We start from the raw sequence: 26,206 nt of genomic DNA, 5'->3' as shown, positions 1-26,206 counted from the left end.
CTTTGGCTACCGCGAACAGTATAGCTCATCAGGGTAGGCAATTCTCACGGCTTCTCCCTAACTGATGACACGCCCTAGTAGCTGTTGAGAATAATGTTGACAGGCCGTTCGAGCTTTTTCAGCACTCACGTGGACACTCTCAGACAGATTCGCCACACTGCTCGCATTGCGCAACAGGGAGCTACCCTCCCCAAAAATGCTCTCCGCCCGCTGGACTGCGGTTTTCCAGTCCCTTTCATTCGGCAGCGCCTGTTCCCGCAGTTCCAGCTGATCCGGCAGGTCAGTCAGTGTCGGCTTCTTATACGGCGCCCCGTCCAGAAAGAAGGAACGGTTGGTCTGGTCGGCGAAGAGCAAAACGAGTATGTTTGCGACCTCGCGGGGCAGCCCCTTGGGCTGTGGCTCATCAATCCAGCTACGTAGCTGGCTCACACTCAGCCCGCCGCCAGCCTCTGCCGCTTTCTTGGTGAAATGGGTCTTCCAGTGCTGGCCGAGGACAAAGTGGGTCGCGTCCGCCCCCATTTCGCCCAGCTGCAAGGGATTGGCAATCGCCCGCAGCAGCGGACGGACAGGTTTTTCAATGGGCAACCGGCCATCGGCAGCCCGAGTGGCTTTTTCCACCTGCTCGTAGACCTTCTTCAAGCTGTTAGCCTTCACCTCCACCCCAAACTGCGGTGCGTCAGGAAACTGATAGGCAAGAGCCTGATCCAGCAGCGAGTCCATTGCTCCGCTGAGATCGGCCGCGACTGGAGGTTGCAGACTCAAACCCGGCTGGAGCGAGACAAAGCGTTCGCTCAATTCGAGTTCCTGCGTCTGATCGAGTGAGCCAACGGAATGTGACTCCAGGCCATACGCCGCATCAAGGTGATTGTGGACCCGCTGGCGAAGAACGCTGCGCTGGTTTTCGAGCAGAGACTTGGCGGTCTGACGGTCTTGGGGCGAAAGCTGAGTGGCGTACTGGGTAAAGCGTTCTCCAGTCAGCACGTGCTCTAGAATCACCAGCGTGCCTAAATCTTTTTGCGCCTCAGCACTGAAAAAGGCTGGTACCCAACACACGGTTTTCGCCCCATCAGGGTGCGATTCCAGAAAGGACTGAATCTTGCTCGTATCGTCCCGCGCCCCACGTCCGGTTTCATCAAAGGGAAAATCTATAATCAGCTTCCAACGCGCAGCGCTGTTTTCCAGGGAAGTATCGGGAAGGTCACGAATATTCCTGAACAAGACAGCGCACGAGCGCTTGGTGTTCCTCCACAGAAAAGTGCGAGAGTGTTCAAATTCGTCTTCTCCCTCAATGCGCAGTTGTTCAAAGATCATCTCTCGGACAAGGCGGATACGGTTGCCCTGGGTATCTTCGATCTGGGCTTGCTCAATGATGGTCTCGGTATCCACCCCGGACAGCTGGACGGTGATCGTTGGGTTGGTTTCTTCGCCGACCCGAAGCTCACCAACGCGGGCCGCCCAGCCACGACATTTACCCAGAACCATCTGGCCTTCACGGCCAGGGATCGGCGACTTGATCGTGCCGTGGTTCAAGGCTGCCAGACGCTCCGCATTCAGCGCACGGAGCGACTCGACTTCGGGCACCAAAGCGGCCAGCAGGAGCGTCTTTATCAGCCGGTCATCGTTGCGAAAGGCTATACGTTTGGGATCGTCCTCGGCGAGTTGATCCAGCGTTTCCACCTGACCGTGTTCTTTTTCCAACAGGGGTCGCAGCTTTTGGTGGTACAGCCGTTTGGCGTTATCGAAATGAATCGCCATTTCCTGGCTAAACGCCTCATCACTGTTGGCGATGATATCAAACAGGTCTCCGACTGGAATGATATCGCCGAGTTGAAGCGTCTCGCGTTGCTCGACCAAGAGCTGCATCATCACTTTCAGCGCCGTGCGCTCGCGCTGGAGGACACTCGAAACAGCAATCAAGGTCTGCACCAGAGCCGGGCTGAACGGATACACCTTGCGGAACATGGCTCGGTCGCCCTCGCTGGTGAGCAGCGTATTCATGACCGCCTCGCGGATCTTTTTGGTCTGCTCAAAGCTGGCACCCAGCTCTTGGCGCGCAGCGGCAGTTTTGCATTTGAGAATACGCTTTTCAGCGATAGCCGGAAGATTGCGGTCTTCCAGGGTGATGCGATGAAAACGTCCCTCCCAGTGTCCGAGTGCATCGCTGAAGTTGAGTCGTTCTGCGCCCGGCACGGCGTCGCCGATCAGCTCACTCAGGTCTCTCTGTCGAGCCACAAAACTGATGATAGGCACGGGGCGGTCAGACGTTTGAGCTTCGACCAGCTTAGCCAGCTTCTGGCCTTCTTGATGCACGAACTTCAGATCAGTAGCGTGGCTGGCGAGCCATAGAATGAGTTCATCCAGGAACAGAATGAGTCCATCGTAGCCCAGGCTTGCGGCGTGTTGACTGAGCACGGACAGACCGGTGTCAAGCGGGACCAAGGCTTCCTGCTGGCTAGCGGCTTGGCTAGTGTAGGAACTGAAGAGGGTCTCGACCAGGGCGCCGATGAGGAGCGAGCGTTCTTCTGAGCCGGGCTGAGCGACACTAGCATTCTCAAACCGCGTCCGGTCCCAGCCTGCCGCAAGATCGCCCCATCCCCCTGCACTGCCTGTCCCTTCGTTGAGTTTCTCAAAAAAGGGTCCATCACCCATTTTCTGGCGAAGGTTTTCAGCATCCCGAAACAACCCCTGCGCCAAATAGACGCCGGGAATAGGGGCTTCAGGATGTGTACGCCCCACGAAGTCAGCATAGCCACCGAGGATACCTGCCTCCATATCCCTGGCGCCGATCATATGGTAGGGCACGAGCAAAAACTTTTTGCCGCCAATCCACTCATTGTGTTTGCGGATGGCTGGAGCGAGTTCAGGGATACTCCGGGCCGTGGTGTTCCCCTGCAAAATCAGGTGCAGCACGGCCATGAAGTGGCTTTTTCCACTCCCGAAGCTGCCGTGCAGATAGCTGGCCTTGCTGGTATTGTCTTGCAGGGCGCTGCGAATAAAGCTCAGCGCATTATCGAAACAGTCCGCCAGCTCGGGTGTGACGACATACTCGCCCAGCGTCTCTTCCGCCCGATTGACGCCTTCGGCCAGCCGGAGGACGAAATCGCCCTGTTGTACGCGATCTGGGATAGTGATCAGGTCTTTGATGAGTGTCATGGGGGATGCTGCCTTTGTTGGACTCTTGTCCGCTGTATGCCACGTTCAGCAGGCGAAAATACCGAACGCATTGACAATCGTCAATTGACGCTTTACTCTGGGTCTTCTCCATGATTCGGAACATACGCCACCGGGGATTACGGCGGCTCTATAAGCAGAAAGATGCTTCACGTTTGAACCCAGAGCATGTGTCTCGTTTGCGATCAATTCTCACTTTGCTTGACGCGGCTGTCAGAGCAGAGGATTTGAACTATCCTGGCTCAGACTTTCACCCTCTCCGAGGAAACCGTAAAGGCTTCTATGCCGTGCGGGTCAGCGGGAATTGGCGTGTTATCTTCCGGTTCGTGGCTGGCGATGCCTTTGATGTGGACTATATAGATTATCATTAGGGAGCCTTTCTTATGCCGATGCATGATCCTGAACATCCGGGCACAGTGCTCAAAACCCTATACCTTGGCCCTTTGGGCTTGACAGTGACGGAAGCGGCAAAAGGCTTGTGTGTGACCCGTCAATCTCTGTCAAACATCATTAACGGCCATACGGCCATCACACCAGACATGGCGCTACGTTTGGAGAAGGCGTTTGGCACGTCTCGGCAAACCTGGCTCACGATGCAGCAGCGCTACGACTTGTGGCAGGCTGAGCAAAGAGCGGATTTGTCACAGGTGCGGGTGTTCGCCGAGATGGGGTCGTCGGCTTAGCAGACAAAGGCATCTCATCCCCTTCCCTTCACTCAGACTCCAAGGGGTCGATTTCCGGCCTCTTCCATACCACCCGCCCATCTTTCCAGAACGGCACCTTTCTGCCTGCTCGGGCGTGCTCCTGTATGGCTCGACGACCCGCTTCGATCAGGACGGCTTCGAGCTTGGCAATATCTCGAAAGCGTTCGGTAATTACGTCGTTTTGATTTTGGTCTTTTCGGATCATGCGTATTGTCCTCGGATAGTGTCCCAGAGTCTTACGTTGGAAATGAGTAGTTCCTCACCGCCGATATATGAGGCAATCTGCTGGCGTCCTTGTTCTGATCCATTGTCGAACAACACCCACGAGTCCACAATAGGCCGGTAGAGCTTGAAAAAATTTTGCAGGCCGCGCTGATAGCGTCTTCTGACTATTTCTTCCTGCACGTGGTGGCCGCCCTGTTGAACCCGAGCGGCTACCCGCGAGATGGCCAGTTCAGGTGACGAGAGCCACAGGAAAAGCAGATGCGCGCGATAACCTGAATCACGCAGCTCCCGCAACCAAGAGGCAAAGCTACGCGAAGCCAGCGTTGTTTCAAAGGCAAAGTCTCTCCGCTGCGATGCCAGTTCTCGCAAGCGAGCCTGCATGATACGACCGGCTCGTATGGCGACCGCTTCAGCCTGAAAACCTGACAAACCCCGTGCGATGACATCGGCGTTGACAAATTCGGTCAGACCCAGGTAATCGCGTAGCAGGCTTGGAGCAGCGGTTGATTTACCACTACCGTTCGGTCCGGCGACAATGACAACGTTTGGGGAGAAATCCGACATAGTCTGAATGGCTACGCCGTTACCTTCTTACGGCGGCGAGTAGTCTTCTTCGGTGCTTGCCAGGCTTTGATTTCGTCCAGAGTTTTACCCATCTGGCGGGCTTCATCTTGGACGAAGTTATCGAAGTAGGTACCCATCGGCGTGCCAAATTCGGGGCTTACGTCGTTGTGCCACTGTTTGAGCCAGGGCAGGAGTTCGATCAAACAGCCGAGCAGGGGGATGAGGCGGGGGTCATCGCGGCCACCGAGACGGTCTTGGACATTGACGTAGTGGGCGCTGATAGCGAGGGCGAGCTGGAGGTGATCGTAGCCAGCCCAGGCGATCATCAGTGTCCCGTCAGCACCTTCGCAATGGGGAAAGCTGACCCAGCGTTCTTTGGGCACATCGAGTTTGCCGCGCAGGCGCCAGTAGGTAGTAGTGGCGAAATCCTTTCCGGCGTATCTGGGTGGAACGGGGATATCAGGCGTAGCCGCCGAGTCGCCAAGAGGTCTGTCTTCTTTCGTCTCTTCCCGCTTTGACGCGAGCCTATCTTCCTCTCTCTGTAGCTCCCACGTCCGTTCCCACTCGGCCCGTTTGCGTCGCCCGCCGGCCTTGTAGCGTAGCACTGGCAGCAGCGGCACGCTCTCGGCCTCCACCAAGTCGCCGACGAGCTTCAGCACGTCAAAAGCCGGATCGTTGCGGTACAGCTCCGCCACTCTCATAAAATCCGCGTCTTGCCGGGCCGCATCGGCGAGCTGGTTCAGTGAGACCAGAGTGTCATCGAACTTGGCAGTTGCCTTGCCTTCATCATTCATGCGTCCGTCAAAGTCAAAGTTGCTTTCAAGGCGGTCGAGGAGCCAGTTGCGGAGCGCCCGTTCCAGTTGCGATTCCCACGCTTCGGTGTTCCAGCGGCGTTTGTATTCGGGTTGTTCGATCAGGCCAATGTTGCGGTCGGTCTGAATCAGCTCGATTCGACGCTCAACAAGGCGTTTATAGTCGTCCGGCCACTCGGCAGGAATCTCGGTGATCGGTGTTGAGCCGTGCCGCTCAAACCAACTCGTCTCCAGTTCGCCCGCTGCCATCTTGCGGGCCATGACGATCTCGAATGCGCGCTGGCCGAGTTGGATAGGCGGCGGTTCCTTGTCGTAGGTGAGATCGGTGTCCAGAAGCTGGTACAGGCGGTAGCATTGCCAGTCGAGTTCTTCTTGGAGAGCAATCATTCGATGTAAGATAGACCTGAAGGGAGCATCATCAACCGCTAAGGCTAGGATGGAAGCCGTGCTACCTCTCGTTATGGAATCTGGTCGGCTCTGTTTATACTCCTCTGTCAAGGAGTTGAGAAAATTAGGCAGTTCTTCTGGTTTCCGTTTGGGTACTGGAAACTTGGCTAAGCCCCCGGAGGTATATTCGAAAAAGCGTTCCCATTCTTCATTTGCGATTCCCCCACCTATTCCTCCGTTTCCTTTATCGTGGAGCACCTGCTTCATCCAAAAGCACGCCGTAGAGCTATTGAGCAGACCGAGCAGAGCAAGATGATCATCCTCGGTGGCATCGCTGGGCAACTTGATGATCGGCGCTGAGCGGTTGAAGACCTTCCCGCCACGATCAAGGACGAAGTGATTATGGGTCGAAACGAAGGCAAAGGCGATGGAGAGAGGGGTGCGAAAGCGTTCGCGCTGGAATCGGCTCCACTCATACCACGTGAGCCCTATCTCTCGATGGTTACCATTGGGCTCTCGTCGGAGCCACAAATGAGTACGATGAGGCCAAAGGAAACGTATAACAGGCGCCTCTGAGAACTCGACTATTGGTTGCAATTCAGAGTTGTAAGGGAAAAGAGTTGCATTGGGGTCTGTGATGGCCCAGTCGCGGACGCGATCACCTTCCACATTAAATACCGTATTTTTTTTCTCGATTCCGCGTCTGAGAAAGTCGCCCTCTTTCGCAAAATAGACATCATCGGCCCGGGTCATGCAGACAAACCCAATTATCCCGATACATTCGGAAAGCGTCTGATTCGATTCCTGATCAAGAAAATCTTTTAAGTCTGTCGCACCACCTCCGCTGAGAGTCCAGGGATGGTGAGTGAAGGATAGGAGGTCTGCATCTCGGACACTGATGTAATCGCTTTCCGAGTTAGGATGATGAATTTGATTTAGGATAGCTGTCCAGACCAATCCTTGTGAGGGATCGGTCGGCGTAGTCGGTTCTCCCTTAATCCCCATCGCGGTGCGAACCGTTGCTCCCCTAGAACGTCTGTTACGTCCAAAGAGAATAATCGTTGGGGTCCCATGCCCAGGGATATATGCTCCCGATGTATCAATAACGTGAGTCAGATCAATCGTAGGCAAAAACTTTTCGATCAGCTTCTTACCAAACTCCCGCTTCATAAACGAATTAGCCGTAATTTGACCAGTGAATCCACCACTGACGGCAAGGCTGAATATTCTCTGCATAAATGGAACGGAGAGGGAATACTGGCGGTGGCAGGAAGAGTGGCGTTCCCGATACGCATTGTTCAACGCCCTATCCTTCACCGTGATATATGGCGGGTTCGCCACCACCGCATGATAATGCCCCGGCTTCAGAATCCGATACAGCTCTTCCCGATCTTCGTTCTGATACACATGATCGAGTGCGTGCCAGCCCATCCCCAGCTGATCGCCACCCGGTACACCATGAATCAACGAATCCCCACACGCCACATGAATCCGAAACGCCGGCGTCAGCCATCCGCTTAATCCCGGACTCTTTCATCGCCGCCAGCAGTAAGCGAAAGCGGGCGATTGCGGCGGCATACGGGTTCACGTCTACGCCACACACGCTATCCAAGGCCCGCTGTGCCAATACCCGCACGTTCGTGCCCGGCTCCTGGCGCTGCCAGCGGTCGAGCAAACGGCCGAAACTGCCCAGCAGAAAATGACCACTGCCGCAGGCCGGGTCAATCATACGGAAGTCTTGCAGCCCAAATTCCTCCAGAGCCGGCTCTAAGGTCCGGTCGAGAATGAACTCTTCGACAAACTTCGGGGTTTGCAAAAGGGCGTACTTCTTGCGGGCGGCTTCGGACAGGTCTTGATACAGGTCGCCCAAGAAGCGGGTGGCCCAGTCCGGGTCGGTGAAGTCGTGGACTAAAGCGCCCGTCTCGGCGTCAATGCGCTGAAAGAATCTCAGCAGCTGTCCCGCCGCGTCGCCACTCAACCAGTTGGGAAGTTCGTGGACCGGGTTGTGCTGACCGAAGATGTCACTCGCGCCCGGCAAGGCAGACAGGCTGCGGAAGGTGTGGAGCAGGTACTCCCGGTCTGTCTCGGTTGGATGGGTACGAAAGTACAGCTCGTGTTCGTCTCGGGCGCGGACGAGGCGCTCTCCCGGGCCGGAGATGGTGGGTGGGATGGGATCGATGAGCCGGTTGTCTTCCAGGAAACGGGCGAAGACGCAGCTGAGAACCCAGGCGGCAGCGACCTGGGTGATGTAGTCTTCGCGCCACGTCTCGTAGATCTGGGCGGTGCGTTCGGCCTCTTGGGCTTTTCGGTATTCTGAGTAAAGGGTCTGGCGGACTTCCGGGATGGCGTCGGAGTCGCTGCGTTCCAGGAGGTCGGCTTCAAGGGTACGAAGCCGGGCTTGGAGGTCTGTGAGGAGAGACATGAATAGAACTCCTATCGCAGCCACAGGTCCGGCACCCGCACCCGTTGGCCCGGACTCAACAGCGGAACCGCCCTCCCCTCCAGCATTGCCTGCTGATCTCCCGCCAACAGCAACCACAGCCCCGGTATGCCCCCGGGTCTCCCGACCGACTCCCGCAGCCGTTCCAGCACTGCCATCTGATCGTAGCGCGCCAATAAGCCGGCATACATCATCAGGACCGTTTTCTCCGCCCGCATTAACCGCTCCTCAACCAGCGGCATTGCTCGATACTCGACCAACCTCGTTAAAGAGTCCCAATCTCCCTGGTACGGTCTTGCATCAGCCTGTAGCACCAGCTCCCAATCCACCTTCGCCTCGTCCGCCTTGTGTCGGAGCGCCTCAATAAACATCCCCTCAAAATCCACCAACTCAACCGGAAACCGTTCTGACAACGCTCGCCCCGCCGATTCATAACGCTTCGGATTGACCACTAAGGCCAAAAACGATCCTTCCTGCGCCCCTCGCCTCAGGCGTTCCTCAAACCGCCGCGCATCGGCCTGTTCGGGAGTCACCTCTCCTCCCTCGACCACCGACCCGGAAAACGAGTCGCTCGTTCCAGAAACAGAAACTGCCTCAAACGAGCGACTGACATACTTCTTCTCTGTCGCCTTCCACTCAAAATGTAATCCTGCATCGCGCAGCACGGCGTCCAGCTCTGGGCGGTCAAGCAGCTTTGCCGCCTCTGGATACCGGCTCTGCACCCGGGCATGCAGCTCCTGCACGCTAAGCTTGCCGACATACAAGGCGCCTTGCGACAGCTTGAGCGCTCGCGCGGCATCCATTCCGCGCGGGTATAACTCCTGACGGCTGGATACCGCTGCGTGCCGCGAAGCCGCCGCCGCCAGCTGCACGAGGCGAGAATCAGACAAGGTCGGAGCCCCGGTCGGAGGCTGAATCTTCCGGAGTCGCTCCAAGACCCAAGCCGGAGAAACGAGCGGGTCCTCCTTAGCAAGTGAATCTGCCTGATTGCCGAGACGGCTGGCATACGCGGCCAACTCTTGGCTGACTGCCACCAGCACGCGCTCGGGGTCGCGTCGCACGGCAAACCGTGGCGCTTTTTTTGTCTGCTCAGCTTCGATACCCGAGCGTGCCACTGCCAGCGCAAGCTGGGTGCGCAGCGGTTCGTCCCGAGAGGAACCACGGGCCAGCAGCAGCGCCTCGGCCAGTTCGGTGACAACCATCACTCCGCCGGCATGAGTCAGTATGTCTACCATATCGCTCCGCAGCTTGGTCAGCGCGGGCTCTTTAGACCAGCGTATGAAGAATTTGCCGAGCCGTTGCCCAACCTGTGCTCGCGACATCTTCAGATGTCGCCCAACGTCAGACTGACTCGGCCACGCGTCGCCTAACTGAGAATCGAGGCCCAGCAGGGCTCGCACGGACCGCCGGCTTGTCTCGTCATCCCGTGTTCCGCCACTGGTGATGCGGCGAGCCAATAGATCCACGCTCAGCAAGCCATACTCAATCGGCGCTGTAGGGGGCACCGGCTCGTCTGCCAGGCTGTCCAGACTGTCGGCAATCGACGGGCTGTCGGGCTGTTCGCGGAGGATTTTGATAAGCGTCGCAATATCGCGTCGGGTCTTATTGCCGACGCCCCGCAGTCGCTGCAACTTACGCAAAGGAACGCTCAACAGGTCTTCGACAGTCAGGATGTTTTCCCGATCAAGGACGTTGCTGGCGAGGGTTCCCAAAGCAAGCTCTGAGATGCGGGTATCGGGCGCCACTCCAGCGAGGCGCTGACGGAGCGTTTCTTCGTCGTCAAGATCAGCGACCAACTGGGACTGCTCCACCCCTTCAAAAGCCTGCCGCCAGGTCCGCAGCATGTCCTCAGCGTTATCAAACCGCTCGGCCGGGTTACGACGAAAGGCCGCTTGGAAGAACGCGGTTAGGCCATCTCGCAGACTGGAGTCAAACAGTTCGGCATCGAGCGTAATCTCACAGTCAAGAAGCGAAGGATCGGTCTTGCCGTCCCCCCACTGGGGCAGCGTGCCGGTGGCCAGTTCATGCAGTGTCATGGCTGCGGCGTAACGCTCCGCGTGCAGATCCCAGCGGGGTGGTTTGCGCAGCGGCAGGAGCGGATCGAGATAGCTCGTCGTACCGGCTCGGATATTGTCGGCGGGGGCGCGAGAGAGCGAAAAATCGAACAGCACCAGATGCAGGCGGGAGCCGCTGCCGACATTACCAACGGCGATATTGTCGGGCTTGATGTCGCGGTGCGAAATCCCCTGTTCCTCCAAAAAATTCACAACCCCAAGGAGATCTTCACCAAACCGCTGGAGGAGGTCTATTGACAGCCGCCCCTCCTTACGGAGCCGCTCGCCGAGGGTTTCGACCCGACGCGTTTCCCGGTCGGCGAGCACTGGTCGGAGCAGAATCGCGACGCGGTCGCCCAATTCGAGCACCTCGGCGTACTCAACGAGGTGAGGGTGACGCAGTTTTTGCAGCACCTCGGCCTCATCCCGGAGACGAGTATTATGCTCGGGGTCGCTGGCAAGTTTGAGGACAAACTCTTGGCTATCACGTTCGACAAGCAAAGCGACGGAAGACGCTCTCTGACCGAGACGCTTGAGGACGGTGAAGTTCCCGGCAAGGCGGTCTCCTTTTTGGGCTCGATTGGGATCATCAATGGCGTCGTCGGCAGGGGTGGTGAGGTCATCTTCGACCGCCTCCAGATAGGCCAAAAAGTCGGCCGCTGAGTCGATACGCTCCATGACCTCGGGATGGGTGCTGTACTGAATGAGAATCTGGAGTTCTTCGCTGGCGCCATTGAGGACAGAGCTGATCTGAAGTCCTTTGGTTTCCCGCAGTTTTTCGTGCAGCTCAAGGCTGCTGGCGGCCGGGGCAACCCCTGAGAACAGATGGTAGGCAATCGCACCAAGCGAGAAGACATCCATGTACTCGCCAATAGTCGCCTCATCTGTGAGTGCTTCTGGCGCCAGATACGCCATCCGGGCATCTTCGACGAAGCGGTCAATATGCGATGTTGGTGTTATCTCTCGTGAAACGTCAGCTGAACTGCTGCCGAGCCGAGAGCCGACCTGCCAATTAAGTATCTTGATCCGTGGCTGAGCAGAGTTCGGTGCGATCACGAAAATACTTTGTGGGCTTAGCCCACGGTGGATGACTTTCTTTTCGTGGGCAAAACGAACCGCTTCGGCTATTTGGCGAGCCAGATCCAAGGCCAGATCAAGACTTAGCGCCTCTCGGGGTGCCGCGAGGTAATGGTCGAGTCGGACCGACGACGCATCGTACTCAAAAATAATGGCGGGGCCGAGTTCGTGCGGAGTGAAACCGTGCGTACGCAGAATGCCTGGATGCTGGAGCATCTCAAGGAGTTGAAACTCCCGTTTGGCCGCCCGCTCGATTTTCTGCCGATCCTCTTCCGACGCCTCAGCCCGCACCTGATACAGTCGTACCCAGCGCTGCGTCTCAGGGATTTGGGCATGACTTGCCCGCCAGTCTTGATAGCCCGGTCCGTCTGCGACAATCTCATCCAGGATATAGTCACCGACCCGCCGCTGGCGCTGCGAGGGCCGAATGCCAGCCTGCTCAAGCGCTTGGCTAACGGTCTTTGCGGTCGGCCTATCGTGGGTGCCTCTGGGCTGACGATCAAGACCCGGACATTTACGCCCCCGGATTGCGGCCATGATACCGGGCCGGTCTGGCCTACCGGCCTCTTTGTCTCGGTCACGCAGACAGACGTGGTAGCGTGCCGTGCCCTGCAACCCGCATTGAAGCTCGGGCGCGGAGCAGAACACCAAGGTTTCGAGATAGGGTAAGCGTCCCTTTTTCCTGCTGACTTTCTGGCGCTGCAACAGCGCGGCAAGCTTTTTGGCTTTGGTGTTGGCCGCGATCAATGGATTATCAGTTGTCAATCGCCTATTGTCGGTCTCCCAGATCCAGGTCCCGGCGTCACCGGATAAACGGCCCGGGCGGCTCTTGATCTCAATCAGAAAAAAGCCCTGTGGCGAGAAGACAAGCAAATCAACTTCATTGATACTGCCGTCGTCGGCAATGAACTCAAAGTTTGACCAAGCTCGATACGGCTCATGGGAGGGAAACCGCTGGCGCACGAACTCCAGCGCTTCACGTTCCCACGGAAAGCGCGATTCGGCGATGGTAGTCCAGTTTTTTGCCTCGTCCATTGCCGTATTCGTTATCAGCTCCCGGACGCGCCGAAAAAGCCCGGCATGGCCAGCGTCGGGTTGCGCTGCTCCAGAATGTCTTCCATGCGCAAACGCACCGTCTCCAGCAGTTCCGGGTGGGGCAGGATGTAGAACTTTTCGTCCTGGACGGCGGCAAAGACCTTTTCGGCCAGCTCGGCCGGCGGCATGCCCTGCTCGATAAACTGCCGGAAGGTCTGGCCCATGGCTTGGCCGGCTTCGTCCAGCTCCTGCTCGGGGGTCTGCAACTCGGACGGCCGGTTGCGCTCGGAGTCGAGGATGTTGGTCCTGACAAAGCCCGGGCACAGAACCGACACCTTGACCGGTGCAGCCTGCATCATGAGTTCGTAGTGGAGCGACTCGGACAGGGTCACCACCCCGTGTTTGGTCACATCGTAGATGCTCATGAACGGCCCCGACACCAGCCCGGCCATGGAAGCCGTATTGACGATATGGCCGTCGGTGCCCTGCTCCAGCATGATGGGCACGAAGGTCCGCACGCCGTGAATCACACCCCACAGGTTGACGCCCATCACCCATTCCCAATCCTTGAGCGGATGACTCCAAGTGATACCGCCCGCGCCAACGCCCGCGTTGTTGCACACAATATGCACGCCGCCAAAGGCGTCCACGGCGCGCCGGGCCAGGCTTTCGACCTGGTCGGCCTTGGACACATCGGTCACGACACCCAGAGCCTGCGCGCCCTGCGCCTTCAGCTCGTGCTCGGCAGCCCGCAGCGCCTCGGCCTCGACATCGGCCAGCACGACTTTCATCTGTGCGGCGGCAAAGCGCCCGGCCAGGGCTCGACCAATCCCGCTGGCGGCTCCGGTGACAACGGCAACTCGATCAGCAAATTCCTTCATACGTGTTCCTCTCTCTAGGTGATGGACTCGCGCCACAGGGTAGCAGTGATGGCTGGAGGGGAAAACGACCCCCAGGCAGGGGCGAGTGTTTCTCTTGCTTCTTTTGGCCGTCGTGCTACAGCACACCCCAAGCTGACGACGGAAGGCGAGACGCCTTCCCACCAGACAGAGCACCACAGGAGGACACAGCATGGATCTTGGTCTGACAGGACGGGTGGCGATCATTACCGGAGCCAGCTACGGCCTCGGCCAGGCAATGGCCGAGTCTCTGGTTCAGGAGGGCGCGCAGGTGGCGATCTGCGCCCGGGGCGCCGAGCAGCTGGAGCAAACCGCCGCCAAACTCGGCCCTCAGGCCCTGGCGGTCCAGGCCGATGTGAGCAAGGCGGCCGATATCAATACTCTGTTTGAAAAAACCCAGGAGCGTTTCGGCAAGGTTGATATCCTGATCAACAACGCCGGCTGGTACCACCTCAGCCAGGCGCTCGATCTGTCCGACGACGAGTGGCAGGACAATCTCGATGTCAACCTGTTCAGCGTCATCCGCTGCTCGCGGCTGGCCCTGCCGGCCATGCGCCAACAGCGCTGGGGCCGGATCATCAACATTTCGTCGGTCTTCGGCAAACAGCCCAGCGCCGGCCTGATCGACTACAACACCACCAAGGCGGCCGTCATCAGCCTGACCAAGACCCTGGCCGACGAGCTGGCCAAGGACAACATCCTGGTCAACGCCGTGTGTCCCGGACCGGTTCGCACCCCGCTGTGGGAGGGGCTGGCCACCACCTTCAATCCCGACGACCCGGACGCCATGATCAACGACTTTGCCGCCGCCAATATTCCCCTCGGCCGCTTCGGCCGGCCCGAGGAAATCGCCAGCCTGGTCACCTTTCTGGCCTCGGAACGCTCCAGCTTCATTACCGGGGCGGCGTATGACATTGACGGCGGCACGGTCAAGAACATGGGCTGAAACATGGGCTGACTAAAAGCTCTCTTCAGCCGGCCGGATGTCAAACTCCTGCATCCAGGTATCGCGCGGCTGGGCCACGGCCTGGGCCACGACCCGGGCGATGGACCGCGCATCCAGCATGCCGGGTCGGCAGGCCCGGTCCTCGCCCAGCGGCACACTGTCTATCCCGCCGTCGATAATCACGTGGAAGACATGAATGCCCTGGGGCCCGAACTCCCGGGCGTTGCACTGAGCCAGGGCGCGCAGGGCAAACTTGCCCGGCGCAAAGCCGGATGACTTGGCATAGCCCTTGACCGAACTGGTTGCGCCAATATACACCACCGTCCCGCCGCCGTTGGCCAGCATGTCGGGAATCGCCTGCTTGACACACAGAAACGGCCCGAAGGTACAGCCACGCAAGTGGTTCTCGAACTCGTCCGGGCTCAGGTCCAGAAACGAGCCGCGTTTGGCCGCGCTGGCGTTGGCGATCAGCAGGCTGACCGGCCCAAGCTCGCTCCGCACCCGCTCAAAGGTCGCCGCGACCTGGTCACGGTCGGTAATATCGGTCGCCCAGAACACACACTGCTCGGCCAGACTGCCGAGCCCGTCCCGAATCCGGTCCAGCGACTGCTGGTTGCGGGCCAGGGCGGCCACCCGATAGCCCTCCTGGGCAAAAGTCTCAACAAAGCGCGCTCCAATACCCGCTCCAACACCGGCAACGACTGCGATACGCTCACTCATACGTCTTCCTCCTGACTGCACACCGGAGTGTGATTTGTGACTGTTCTCGGTTTTGCCATTGGCGTTTTGCCATGTGAGTTTTGATTTTTCCCTCCTCTTATCGTATATGTCAGCCCACACGGGCAAGGAGGGAAACATAGCCTATGTCGGCAGTAGAACGAAGCCCACACATACTCGACGAGGCGGACGCCGCCGGCTGGATCGAAGACGGCATGACGGTCGCGGTCGGCGAACCGGCTCCCATGGCCCTGCTGCGCCATATCATCCGGCGCGGGGTGAAAAACCTGACCGTGGTGGCCAGCGGCCTGTCGCTGGACCTGCTGATTGCCGCCGGGTGTGTCAGCAAAGCCGTCAGCTACTACGCCGGCGGTGGCTTTGGGGTGGCCGTCGCGCCCTCGTTCCGGCGCGCGGCTGAGCAGAGCCAGATCGAAGTCTGGGAGTGCGAAGAGGGTATTCTGACGGCCGGCCTGCGGGCCGCCGCCCAGGATTTGCCGTTTCTGCCCTGGCGCGGCGGGGTCGGCACCTCGTTGCCCGAGATCAACCCCGACCTCAAGGTCATGACCGACCCGATCAAGGGCGAGACCCTGCTGGCCGTGCCGGCGATCACACCCGATGTCAGCCTCTTGCACGCCGCCACCTCCGACCCGTACGGCAATGTTCAGCATTTCGGCGGGCCGGGCTGGCTCGACCTGTTCCTGTACCGGGCGGCCGACCGGACGCTCGTCCAGGTCGAAAAAATCATCGCCAACGAGGATGTCCGGGCCAACCCGTGGGCGACGACGATTGCTGCGGCCGACGGCGTGCTGCGCATGCCCTACGGCGCCCATCCGTTCTACAGTCGCGGCTATTACACTACGGACAACGCGTTCTTGAAAACCTATGTCCGGGCCGCCACTGACGCGGCTCAGCACGACGACCCGGCCGGCCTGGACCACTTTCTGAACCACTACTGCCGGGAGCCCGAGACCCACGCCGACTATCTGGAACGCATCGGAATCAAGCGCCTGCTGTCGCTGTACGAGTACTAGAAGAGCGAGAGACCCCCTCACCCTACCGGAACGAGGGCGTCCCGCCCTCGCCGGTTCTCTGCCAAGAGGGAGAGGGAAAAAAAGGATACCATGCAACATGACTGTACGCCCCAAGAAATCATGGCCGTGTTCCTGGCCCGGGAGCTGAAAGACGGCGAGCTGCTCCAGGTCGGCGTGGCCATGCCGGTGGCCGAGGCTGCGGTCCGCCTGGCCCACAGCCTGCACGGCCCGAACATGGAGCTGATCTTCCTCGGCACGCGCATGAACGTGGCGCATCTGGACAGCCTGCCCATGCCGGCCTTTGGCTGGGACCGACGGGTGGTGCGCTGGGCCGAGTCGTACAGCGACACCGGGCACCGTTTTGACCGGCTGCGGGGCTGGCGCAAGCGCGTCTTTTTCATCGGCGGGGTGCAGATCGACCCCCACGGCAACACCAATCTGATCGGGGTGGGTTCGGATTACACAAAGCTGCGCTTTCGCGGTCCGGGTTCGGTCGGCACGCCGACCCTGAGCACCCACGTCGGCCGCTACTACATTGTGCTCAACTCCCACTCCGCCCGCACCTTTGTAGAGCGCTGCGATTATGTCAGCACCGTCGGCTGGGGCTCGGGCGGAGCCGACGCCCGTAAAAAACTCGGCATTCCGGGCGGCGGTCCCAAGTACTGCGTCACGCCGCTGTGCATCATGGACTTTAGCGAAGACGAAAAGCGCATGCGGCTGCGCTCCCTGCACCCGGGCGTGTCGGTCGAGCAGGTCCAGGACCAGACCGGCTTTCGCCTGGTCATACCCGAGCGGGTTCCGACCACCGAGCTACCCAGCGCCGAAGAGCTGCACGTCCTGCGCAGCCGGGTCGATCAGGCCGGAGTCCTGCGCCGGGAAAGGGGCTGAACATGGCAAATCGAGTGACCAATATGGATCGCAAGCGGAACCGGGCCCAGCGCGCGGTGGGCTATGAATGCTCTCTGGCCGACGGTCAGCGCCTTCAGGTCTGGGTGTCCCAGGATGAGCTGGATCTCGAGTTTCACGGCTTGGACCTCAAGAAGGTGTGCCGCTTGGCCGCCGAGCGAGCCTCGGCCCAGGATATCGAGGCCGGCCAGCTGACCGTCTCACGCGAGCTGCTGATCGAGGTCGAAGAGCGTGAGTTAGGCGGCGGGCGACGCTAACCTATGCCACGCACCGAGCCTGATTCTGCTCAACACCTTGACCTGTTCCGGCTCGAAGCCTGCATCCAGGCCGCCGCCGCCTGGCTGTACCAGCACCAGGCCGAGGACGGCTACTGGGTCGGCATGCTGGAGTCCAACTGCTGCATGGAGGCCGAGTGGCTGCTGGCCATGCATATCCTGGGCTACGAGCATCCGCGCAAAGACGACATCGTCCACACCCTGCTCACGGCTCAGCGCCAGGACGGCGCGTGGGAGATCTACTACGGGGCACCGGACGGCGATATCAACACCACGGTCGAGTGCTACGCCGCGCTGCGGGCCAGCGGTCTGGCGCCCGACAGCCCAGCCCTCAGAAAAGCCCGGGACTGGATCCTAGCCCACGGCGGGTTCGACACCATCCGCGTTTTCACCCGCTACTGGCTGGCCCTCATCGGCGAATGGCCGTGGGACAAAACGCCCTGCCTGCCGCCCGAGGTGATTGCCTTCCCCGGCTGGTTTCCGTTCAACATCTACAATTTTGCCTCCTGGGCGCGGGCGACCCTGGTGCCGCTGACCGTTCTGTCGGCCCGCCGCTTTTCCCGCCGCCTGCCGCCCGAGCGACGTTTGGACGAACTCTTTCCGCTGGGGCGACAGCGGACCTACGCCGGCCTGCCGCGCAAAGCCGGTCTGCTGTCGTGGCAGACGTTTTTCCTGGCCGCCGACGCCGCGCTGCACGCCTATCAGAAGCTCGGCTTCACGCCCGGCCGCGAGACCGCCATCCGGCAGTGTCTGGAGTGGATCATCAAACATCAGGACGCCGACGGCGCCTGGGGCGGCATTCAGCCACCGTGGATCTACAGTCTGATGGCGCTCCACGTCGAGGGCTATCCGCTGAGCCACCCGGTCGTGGCTGCGGGCCTGGCCGCCCTTGACAGGCACTGGTCGTACGAGCGGGACGGCGGGCTGCACATTCAGGCCAGCGAGTCACCCGTCTGGGATACCCTGCTGGCAAGCCTGGCCCTGCTCGACTGCGGCCACCGACTTCAGCAGTCAGAACCGATGCAGACCGCCCTGACCTGGATTCTCGGCCAGGAGGTCGTCACCAGCGGAGACTGGCAGGTCAAGCTGCCCGAGGTCACACCCGGCGGCTGGGCGTTTGAGCGGGCCAACGCCGCCTATCCAGATATTGACGACACGGCGGTAGCCCTGATCGTCCTGGCCCAGCTGCGTGAACAGTGCCCGGACGACGGACGTTTTGACGCCCCAATCGCCCGGGCCGTGGACTGGATTCTGGCCATGCAGTCCGCCAACGGCGGCTGGGGCGCGTTTGACCGCGACAACGACACACAGCTACTGACCAGGATTCCGTTCTGCGACTTCGGCGAGGCGCTTGACCCGCCCAGCGTCGATGTCACAGCCCACGTGGTGGAGGCCTTCGGCCTGCTCGGCTACGACGCCGCTCATCCGGCAATGGCCCGCGCCCTGGCCTATATCCGCGCCGAACAAGAGCCCGAAGGCAGCTGGTTCGGTCGCTGGGGGGTGAACCATATCTACGGCACGGCTGCGGTCCTGCCGGCGCTCAAGGCCATCGGCGAGGACATGAGCGCGACCGCAGTCCAGCGGGCCGGGGCGTGGCTGGCCGCCCACCAAAACCCGGACGGCGGCTGGGGAGAGACTTGCGCGTCGTATATGGATGACCGCCTGCGGGGTACGGGACCGAGCACCGCGTCCCAGACCGCCTGGGCGCTGATGGCCCTGGTCGCCCTGGACGGGCGCGATTTTGAGGCTTCAATTCGGCGTGGGACGGACTATCTGCTCGGCACTCAGCGGGACGGCAGCTGGGACGAGCCCTACTATACCGGCACCGGCTTCCCCGGCTATGGCACCGGCGCGCGGACCGATCTCCAGGTCCAGGCAATGAAGAAACGCTTTGCCCAGGGCACCGAGCTACAGCGCGGTTTCATGATCAACTACAACATGTACCGCCACTATTTCCCGCTCATGGCGCTGGGCCGCGTGCGGGAGTATTTCGGCCGTACCGAATCCTCTGCCGACGGCGCGGACACCGCCCGCCACTCCGGCTCCTCATCATCGGCCGGATAGCGGGTCAGTATCTCGTGGGGTCGGTAGTTGGCCTTATAGGCCATGGACTGGCTGTCGGCGACCCAGTAGCCCAGATAGTGATGCCTGAGACCCAGCCGCCGGGCGTGGGCCAGCTGCTGCAAGATGGAGAACACCCCCGGCGACTGCATCCGCCAGGCCGGGTCGTGGAAAAAATAAATGCTGGATAAAGACTCGGCCGTCACATCGGCCAGGCCGATACCGACCAGGCGGCCCTGCCGGTAGTACTGAAACTCGCGGGCAAACTCCCAGTTGCCCATCAGGAAGCTGCGGGCGTAGGAGCTCGGGTTGTGACGGTGCGGCGGCCAGCCCTTTTCCCGGTGCATGAAGCGGTGGTAGGCGTTGAACAGGCGCAGGTGTTCGGCCGTCAGGGTCGGTTCCTGGACCACGACTTCCACATCCGCGTTGCGCTTCAGGGCGCGCCGCTGGCTGCGCGAGGGGCAGAACGCCGCCACCGGCAGACGCAGGCTGCGACACTGGTCGCAGGCCGGACAGGCCGGTCGAAAAAACTCGCAGCCAAAGCGCCGCCAGCCGCGTCTCAGCAGGCGCTCATAGTCCTCGCTGCCGAGTTCGATCAGAATCCGATAGTGCAGCGAGGCGGTCCGCTCGGGCAGGTACGGACACGCATAGCGCGGCGTCTGAAAGCGCTGGATCTCGACGATGTTGGCGTGGCCGGCCATCGTTTATTCGCCGGGCTCAAACGCGATCAAGGCGTTGCCCGAGCGGGCGCCCCAGAACCCATAGCCCGAGTTGACGTACACCACGCCGTCAACAATTGTCGGCCCGGGACCGTCAAACGCCCCACCCCGAGTCGGCACGCCGTTGGTACTGTCGTACTCCTGGTCGGCGTTATAGTCCCACAGCAGCGTGCCGTCGGTGGTTGAATAGGCCCGCAGATGGGAATCGACCGAGCCGGAAAACACGACCCCGGGAATCACCGACACGGCTGCGGATTGGGCCGGGCTGCACTGCGTGCGGTCGCCACAGCCCGGCGGCGGTACGTGCCACAGCCGGTTTCCGCTGGCCAGATCGTAGGCGAACATCCCGCCCCCGACGCTGGGGTCGAGTTCGGTCGTCCAGCCGGCCTGCGAATCCTCGATCGTTCTCAGACCGATATCCGACAGGGCCACATACACCGTGCTGGCATCCGCCGCCGGGCCCCACTGAATCCCGCCGGCCAGGCCGCCCTTGCCGACCCGCGCCTGCCACAGGATGGCGCCGTTATTGTCCGGGTCGACGGCGTGCAGCACGCCCGACTTCTGGCCGGCCACCAGCACCCGCTTGCCGTCCGGCAGCTCACGCAGAATCGACGACGAGCCAAAATCCAGATCCGGTCCCCGGGCCTCGGGACAGTTGGTCTGATCGTCCGACTCACAGCCGATATTCCAGGCGTCGTTGGGCGTGAACTGCTGGGACCACAGCATCTCGCCGGTTGCCAAATCAAAGGCGACCAGGGCATCGCTGGTCAGCGAGGGCGGATCGGAATAATTATCCCCGGTCGCCACATACATGACGTTCTTTTTCAGATCCAGGGTCGGGGCCGACCACACCGAGGCGCCCGACGGCCCCCACAGCTGGACCCCCTTGGCGTTTTTGCGCACCGGCTTGGGTTCGTCCGGGATCGTGTAGGCTTTCCAGATCTGTTGCCCGCTGCCGGCATCCAGGGCCACAATCGGGCCGCGAAAGGTGCAGCACTCGTAACTGGGGTCCGAGCCGGCCACCTCTTCCAGGGCCGTGACCGGTACGTATAGCCGGTTGTCGTGCAGGGTCGGCGTTCCGGTAATCCGGGCCAGGCGATGATCGTCCACCCTGGTCTGCCACAGCTCTTCGCCGGTCCGGGCATCGACCGCATACATATTGGCCTCAATATCGCCAAAATACGCGGCGTAGCGGGGCGGATCGGTGTCGGGCAGCCGGCCGATGACGACCGAGGCCCGGACGCCGGCCCGGGGTTTTTTGGCCCAGTACAGGCAGCCGGTCTTGGCGTCAATCGAGTACACGTGGCCGCCCAGGCTGCCGACAAAGACCCGCCCGCCAACAACCGTCGGCTGCGAGGTCTGGTAGTCCATGGGCAGGCCGAACACCCATTTGACCTTGAGTTTGGCCACCTGTTCGGCGCTCAGGCCGGCGGCCGCGGCCGGCTGGAAGCGGCTGTTGGTCTCATCCACGCCCCAGCCGTTCCAGGCGGCCGAGGCGTACGCGGCCGGGAACGCGCCCGGCGCATCGCTGCAAAAGCCGGCCACCGTCGGGTCTTTCTCGGTCACGGCCGGGAGCGTCTTGCCGGTGATATACTCGGACACCGCCCGCCGCTCGGCGCCGGTCCGCATCATGCCCTGGAAGCGCATCTTGCCCAGTTCCATCGAACGCAGCACAAACGCGGCCGGCAGCCTGCGCATCACCTCAAACTTTGGCGCACGGCTCGCCGTGGCATGGCAGGTGGCGCAGTGTTCGCGATAAATGGCCTCGCCGTCCACCTCTTGCACCGGGGCGGCAGCCCGGGCCGTGGCCGCACTCAAAAGCAGCCCGACGACGCACACGCCGAGCGCGTGGCGCAGTCTGTATTCAGTCCATAGTGTGTGTCTCACGTGGCACCCTCCTTCTTGCCTCTTCTTGTCATACATCGGCAAATCAGCGCAACGGTCCTATGCCTTGCCCGTCAAGCGCCCGACCGTTATATCTTTGCCTCCCACACAAGACAATTTGGACCGGACCCTGCCACACTCCGCCCCGACCCTCCCCTCTGACCGCATCCAAGCCATTGACACCATCCGAGGCTTCGCGGTCCTCGGCATTCTGCTCATGAACATTCTGGCCTTCGGGCTGCCGTTCCGAGCCTACTTCGATCCATCCGTAGACGGTGCGCTCAGCGGCGCCGATTTCGGCATCTTCTTCGTCGTCGACTTGCTGGCTGAGGGCGTCATGCGAGCCGTGTTCTCGATGCTGTTCGGGGTGGGGATTGCGCTGGCGGCCAGCCGCGAAGCTCGCTCTGAGGGAGTGGGAATCTACTACCGCCGCCAGTTCTTGCTGCTCGGCCTCGGACTCGTCGATACCTTCGTGCTGCTGTGGACAGGCGACATCCTGGTCTCCTATGCCCTGGCCGGCATGGTGCTGTATCTGTGCCGCAACTGGCGACCGAGGAACCTCGGTATCGCCGCAGGCTGCATCTTCGCCTACCTGGCCATTGTCTACGCCGCGATCTTCCTGGTCCTGTCTTGGGGTCCGGTGCAAGCCAAAGCCGTACAGACGCGCATCGCCGCCGGTCAGGCCGTCTCCGCCGAGGATCAGGCCATGTTCGACGCCTGGGTCGATCTGGAAGCCGTGGTCCATCCCTCGGAGAGCATACGAGCCCGGGAGGCCCTGAAATTCGAGGGGTCTTACCGCCAATCCTTTGTGGCCAACGCCGAGGAGGCCGGCGAGATGTACACCCTTGCCCTGCCGCTGTTCTTCATCTGGGACGCCGCCGCGTGCATGCTGCTCGGCATGGCGCTCTACAAGACCGGCTTCTTCCAGGGCCGGCGCAGCCTGCGTTGCTATGTGCTGGTGGCGATCCTGGGCTTCGTCTGTGGTCTGACGGTCAACGGATTCGAGCTGGCCATGAAGATCGGGAGCGGCTACGCGCCCCAATGGGTGTCGGGCGCATCAGTGTTCACCAACGACCTTGGGCGTGTGTCGATGGCCCTCGGATTCGTCTCTGTGGCAATGATCGCCTGGCAGTACGACTGGTTTGCCAGAGCGCGTCAAGTTCTGGCGGCCGTCGGGCGTATGGCACTCACGAACTACATCCTGCAAAGCGTCTTCGGCCTGGTGATTTTCCACGATTTCGGGCTCGGACTGTGGAACGAACTCGCCCGCCACCAGCTGTACTCCATCGTGCTGGCGGAGTGGATCGTCCTGATCTGGTTCAGCAACTGGTGGCTGGGGCGCTACCGGTTCGGCCCGCTGGAGTGGCTGTGGCGGTCGCTGACCTATGGCCGCGTCCAGCCCATGGCCGTGCCAGGCTGACGGCATCCGGGACCTCCCTGAGGCCCCAAGCCAGCGCTGTCTCCAGGCTCCTGGACTCTCCCCTATTCCGTCTAATTCAGATCGATTGCGTACTCGCGCAGCAGTTCCAGGGGAACAATCTCCAGGGCGCGTTGGTGGGTGGAGGAAAAAATTATCTCGATTATAGTTAAATTATCTATCTTATAATAAAATTGTAATCTGACAAATTTCTGTATAAACTGCATCTATGGACCCAATTCGAAACCCCTATGCACCTGGAGCAGGCACGCAGCCTCCAGCACTGGTCGGCAGAGACGAGGTCCGAGAGACCGCGCGAATTGCACTGGAGCGGATCAAGATCGGCCGTCCAAGCAAAAGTATGCTGATGGTTGGACTACGTGGCGTAGGAAAGACTGTCTTGTTGGACCGGATTCGTGAAGACGCATTGGCGAACCGCATGCACGCACCACGCATAGAAGCGCCTGAAAATCGCTCTCTGGTATCCCTTTTAGCGCCTCAGTTGCGTTCGGCCTTGCTGAAACTCTCGAACAAGGAGGCAGTCAAAAATGTGGCGCAACACGCGCTCAGGGCACTTGCAGGGTTTGTCGGGGCGCTGAAGATGAAGTACCAGGATATCGAGGTCGTTTTGGACTTCGACCCGGAACCCGGGTTGGCGGACAACGGAGACTTGGAGACTGACTTGCAGGACCTATTTGAAGTCGTTGGCGCCGCCGCCAAGGCAGATGGAAGCTGTTTGGTGCTCTTCGTCGATGAACTCCAGTATGTGAAGGAGGATGAACTCGGTGCGCTGATCACGGCGCTACACCGGACGTCTCAACGGCGGCTCCCGGTGACCTTGATCGGGGCAGGTCTCCCCCAGTTACGAGGTCGCATGGGGAAAGCAAAGTCTTACGCCGAGAGGCTTTTTGAGTTTCCTGACATCGGAGCGCTCTCCCCTGATGAAGCAAAATTTGCGATTGCCAAGCCCGCGATAGACGAAGGAGTGGAGATAGATCCCTCCGCCCTCGACGCCGTCGTTTCTCGGACTCAATGCTATCCTTACTTTCTGCAGGAGTGGGGAAAGCACTTATGGGATGTCGCCGAGCGTTCTCCCATTACGGCTTCTAGTGTTGAAGTCGCCTCCAAGCAGGCCATCGCCGACCTCGATAAAAGCTTCTTCCTGGTCAGGTTTGACAGGCTGACGCCCGCAGAGAAAAGATATCTTCGAGCGATGGCCCAACTCGGGGCAGGACCTCATCGTTCAGGAGACATTGCCGGTGTCCTGAACCGTCGCGTCACCTCTTTAGCTCCCACTCGCAGCCAACTGATTAATAAAGGTATGGTGTGGAGCCCGAGTCACGGAGACACAGCTTTTACTGTTCCGATGTTTGACGAGTTTATGTTACGTATCATGCCCGGTGATGAGTGGAGATGGTCCCGGTAGGACTTCAGAAACTTTGGCGCACGGGTCGCCGTGGCATGGCAGGTGGCGCAGTGTTCGCGATAAATGGTCTCGCCGTCCACCTCTTGCACCGGGCGGCAGCCCAGGCCGCATGATGCGGCAGAAGCGATGGAGCCCGGATCCCGCCACTCCAGCAGCGTGTTCAGCCCTCCATATTGGTAAAGTCACGAAACCTCGGATTTTCCGGTATAGACGTATCGGCAAACCACAGCTTGTCCACCCCGTCCGGCAGTCCATTTGGATACGCATCTCGAATTGCGCTGAGCATTGTTGGTTCATCCATAAGAGCGATATCACCGTTTTCGACGAGCAAAACGGTCGTAGTACCCGGCACCTGGTATTTCGCCAGTTTCGCTCTCTTACGGTCCAATATCTTCCTTATTCGCTCTGACAGTGTTTTGTCTTCTGGCGGTGCGAAGCGGGGGAAGGAGACACCTCGTGGCCCCTCTTTCCGTTTTTGGACCCAGAGCCGAAAGGGGGGAGAAAGTAGAGGATCTACCGGAAGGATCCTATCATACCACCCATAAGGCAGCTCGAAGGCGTTACTGGAAACCCAACTCTTGAGAGCAGCACGAAGCTTATCCCAATCCTGGCCTTTCTTGATGGCGTCGTATTCGAGTGTGACGCTCAGATGAAAATCCACGCTGTCAGAGAACTCCTGTTCGAGTCCGCCCGCGACGCGCCGATACCAATCATCGTTCCGATGTTGGTGTGGAATGCTGTCGATGCTCGTATGCTCAATCGCAAAAGGGCCAGCGATTGCATCGATCTCTTTAGTCCGACGATTCTCTTCGTCAGGCCATCGGTCTACCATCAAGTCGGGGAAGCCGATGCCGCGTAAAAAAACGACGAAAGCTTTAATTACATCTTGATCACGCATCTCTCCTCGGAGATTTGGAAAGCCGACGAATTTCTCATTCCTGCCGGATAGCGGCGTGCAATCCTTGTTCCCCGCTCAAGATTGACCAGCAGACCAGACGCCCGCTGGGAAGAGGTGCTCACTTAACGGGATAAGAGGGAGAGGAGGAGCACAAAAATTTCACCTGTCTAATTCAGATCAATCGCATACTCGCGCAGCAGTTTCAGGGGAACAATCTCCAGGGCACGCTGGTGGGTGCGGGTGAGATACACCCGGGGGGCCATGTCGCGCTGGTAGGCTTCGAGCCAGCGCGCCGCACACAAACACCAGCGGTCGCCCGGCTTGACGCCCGGAAAGCCGAACTCGGGCCGAGGGGTCGAGAGATCGTTACCGCGCTGGCGGGAGAATTCCAGAAACTCCTGGCTGGCCTCGACACACACAGTGTGCGAGCCACGATCCTGCTCGCTGGTGTTGCAGCAGCCGTCGCGAAAGAAACCGGTCAGCGGGCTGTCACTACAGGTGTCGAGCGGCTCACCAAACACGTTGACCGAGTCGTCCATCTTCTGGGTTTCCATCATG

At 60.2% G+C, this 26,206-nt stretch carries 21 protein-coding genes; 10 read left to right on the top strand and 11 right to left on the bottom strand.

Annotated elements, in window-relative coordinates; genetic code table 11:
• Window positions 1-57: 57 nt before the first annotated feature.
• Window positions 58-2,916, bottom strand: a complete 2,859-nt coding sequence (locus J4F42_01230; protein MCE2484106.1) for a hypothetical protein — start codon at window positions 2,914-2,916, stop codon at window positions 58-60.
• Here J4F42_01230 and J4F42_01225 point away from each other — a divergent pair.
• Genes J4F42_01225 through J4F42_01215 form a run of 3 tightly spaced genes read left to right on the top strand, consistent with a single transcriptional unit; the run spans window position 2,902 to window position 3,854 of the window.
• Window positions 2,902-3,267: a hypothetical protein gene (locus tag J4F42_01225; protein ID MCE2484105.1), complete on the top strand. Its 366-nt coding sequence runs from the start codon at window positions 2,902-2,904 to the stop codon at window positions 3,265-3,267. The genes J4F42_01230 and J4F42_01225 overlap by 15 nt on opposite strands.
• Window positions 3,264-3,542, top strand: coding sequence for a type II toxin-antitoxin system RelE/ParE family toxin (locus J4F42_01220; protein MCE2484104.1), 279 nt, complete (start codon window positions 3,264-3,266; stop codon window positions 3,540-3,542). The genes J4F42_01225 and J4F42_01220 overlap by 4 nt, the downstream gene beginning before the upstream one ends.
• Before the next feature lie 12 nt (window positions 3,543-3,554).
• On the top strand, window positions 3,555-3,854 hold the full coding sequence (locus tag J4F42_01215) for a HigA family addiction module antidote protein (GenBank protein MCE2484103.1): 300 nt from the start codon (window positions 3,555-3,557) through the stop codon (window positions 3,852-3,854).
• A gap of 28 nt (window positions 3,855-3,882) precedes the next feature.
• Here J4F42_01215 and J4F42_01210 read toward each other — a convergent pair whose 3' ends face one another.
• The 5 genes from J4F42_01210 to J4F42_01190 all read right to left on the bottom strand — a co-directional run bounded on the left by J4F42_01210 (window position 3,883) and on the right by J4F42_01190 (window position 13,350).
• Complete coding sequence (locus tag J4F42_01210; protein ID MCE2484102.1) at window positions 3,883-4,080, bottom strand: hypothetical protein; 198 nt, start codon at window positions 4,078-4,080, stop codon at window positions 3,883-3,885.
• Window positions 4,077-4,664 carry a zeta toxin family protein gene (locus J4F42_01205; GenBank protein MCE2484101.1) on the bottom strand — a complete coding sequence of 196 codons (588 nt, stop codon included), beginning with the start codon at window positions 4,662-4,664 and terminating at the stop codon, window positions 4,077-4,079. The genes J4F42_01210 and J4F42_01205 overlap by 4 nt, the downstream gene beginning before the upstream one ends.
• A 2,505-nt stretch (window positions 4,665-7,169) precedes the next feature.
• Entirely contained in the window at window positions 7,170-8,285 is a 1,116-nt protein-coding gene (gene pglX / locus J4F42_01200; protein MCE2484100.1) for a BREX-2 system adenine-specific DNA-methyltransferase PglX, read from the bottom strand.
• Between the two features lie 11 nt (window positions 8,286-8,296).
• Window positions 8,297-12,469, bottom strand: a complete 4,173-nt coding sequence (gene pglW / locus J4F42_01195) for a BREX system serine/threonine kinase PglW (protein MCE2484099.1) — start codon at window positions 12,467-12,469, stop codon at window positions 8,297-8,299.
• Between the two features lie 14 nt (window positions 12,470-12,483).
• The gene (locus tag J4F42_01190; protein MCE2484098.1) at window positions 12,484-13,350 is read right to left on the bottom strand and encodes an SDR family NAD(P)-dependent oxidoreductase; all 867 of its coding nucleotides are present in this window, start codon (window positions 13,348-13,350) and stop codon (window positions 12,484-12,486) included.
• Between the two features lie 190 nt (window positions 13,351-13,540).
• Between J4F42_01190 and J4F42_01185 the strand changes: the two genes are divergently transcribed.
• Window positions 13,541-14,314 (top strand): SDR family oxidoreductase, encoded by a 774-nt coding sequence (locus tag J4F42_01185; GenBank protein ID MCE2484097.1) that lies wholly within the window; start codon window positions 13,541-13,543, stop codon window positions 14,312-14,314.
• A 12-nt stretch (window positions 14,315-14,326) separates the two neighbouring features.
• Here J4F42_01185 and J4F42_01180 read toward each other — a convergent pair whose 3' ends face one another.
• The gene (locus J4F42_01180) at window positions 14,327-15,034 is read right to left on the bottom strand and encodes an SDR family NAD(P)-dependent oxidoreductase (protein ID MCE2484096.1); all 708 of its coding nucleotides are present in this window, start codon (window positions 15,032-15,034) and stop codon (window positions 14,327-14,329) included.
• A gap of 143 nt (window positions 15,035-15,177) precedes the next feature.
• On the opposite strand from J4F42_01180, the gene J4F42_01175 reads away from it, so the two are divergent.
• The 4 genes from J4F42_01175 to shc all read left to right on the top strand — a co-directional run bounded on the left by J4F42_01175 (window position 15,178) and on the right by shc (window position 19,307).
• The gene (locus J4F42_01175; GenBank protein MCE2484095.1) at window positions 15,178-16,062 is read left to right on the top strand and encodes a CoA transferase subunit A; all 885 of its coding nucleotides are present in this window, start codon (window positions 15,178-15,180) and stop codon (window positions 16,060-16,062) included.
• 90 nt (window positions 16,063-16,152) lie between these two features.
• Entirely contained in the window at window positions 16,153-16,950 is a 798-nt protein-coding gene (locus J4F42_01170; protein ID MCE2484094.1) for a hypothetical protein, read from the top strand.
• A gap of 2 nt (window positions 16,951-16,952) precedes the next feature.
• The gene (locus J4F42_01165) at window positions 16,953-17,225 is read left to right on the top strand and encodes a hypothetical protein (protein ID MCE2484093.1); all 273 of its coding nucleotides are present in this window, start codon (window positions 16,953-16,955) and stop codon (window positions 17,223-17,225) included.
• A 3-nt stretch (window positions 17,226-17,228) separates the two neighbouring features.
• Window positions 17,229-19,307 (top strand): squalene--hopene cyclase, encoded by a 2,079-nt coding sequence (shc, locus tag J4F42_01160; GenBank protein MCE2484092.1) that lies wholly within the window; start codon window positions 17,229-17,231, stop codon window positions 19,305-19,307.
• On the opposite strand, the gene J4F42_01155 is transcribed toward shc, so the two are convergent.
• Together J4F42_01155 and J4F42_01150 are read right to left on the bottom strand one after the other, a co-directional pair.
• Window positions 19,193-20,005: an arginyltransferase gene (locus J4F42_01155; protein ID MCE2484091.1), complete on the bottom strand. Its 813-nt coding sequence runs from the start codon at window positions 20,003-20,005 to the stop codon at window positions 19,193-19,195. The genes shc and J4F42_01155 overlap by 115 nt on opposite strands.
• 3 nt (window positions 20,006-20,008) lie before the next feature.
• Window positions 20,009-21,910: a PQQ-binding-like beta-propeller repeat protein gene (locus J4F42_01150; GenBank protein MCE2484090.1), complete on the bottom strand. Its 1,902-nt coding sequence runs from the start codon at window positions 21,908-21,910 to the stop codon at window positions 20,009-20,011.
• A 214-nt stretch (window positions 21,911-22,124) separates the two neighbouring features.
• Between J4F42_01150 and J4F42_01145 the strand changes: the two genes are divergently transcribed.
• Window positions 22,125-23,327 carry a DUF418 domain-containing protein gene (locus J4F42_01145; protein ID MCE2484089.1) on the top strand — a complete coding sequence of 401 codons (1,203 nt, stop codon included), beginning with the start codon at window positions 22,125-22,127 and terminating at the stop codon, window positions 23,325-23,327.
• A 226-nt stretch (window positions 23,328-23,553) separates the two neighbouring features.
• On the top strand, window positions 23,554-24,750 hold the full coding sequence (locus tag J4F42_01140; protein MCE2484088.1) for an ATP-binding protein: 1,197 nt from the start codon (window positions 23,554-23,556) through the stop codon (window positions 24,748-24,750).
• 160 nt (window positions 24,751-24,910) lie between these two features.
• Here J4F42_01140 and J4F42_01135 read toward each other — a convergent pair whose 3' ends face one another.
• On the bottom strand, window positions 24,911-25,648 hold the full coding sequence (locus J4F42_01135; protein ID MCE2484087.1) for a hypothetical protein: 738 nt from the start codon (window positions 25,646-25,648) through the stop codon (window positions 24,911-24,913).
• Between the two features lie 167 nt (window positions 25,649-25,815).
• A complete protein-coding gene (locus tag J4F42_01130) occupies window positions 25,816-26,205 on the bottom strand; it encodes a DUF2237 domain-containing protein (GenBank protein MCE2484086.1) in 390 nt (129 codons plus the stop codon).
• Window position 26,206: the final 1 nt, after the last annotated feature.

Source organism: Desulfurellaceae bacterium, assembly GCA_021296095.1.
Lineage (GTDB): Bacteria > Desulfobacterota > Binatia > Bin18 > Bin18 > JAAXHF01.
Note: the sequence above shows the minus strand (reverse complement) of the source record. Positions and strands in the feature narration are given on the sequence as shown.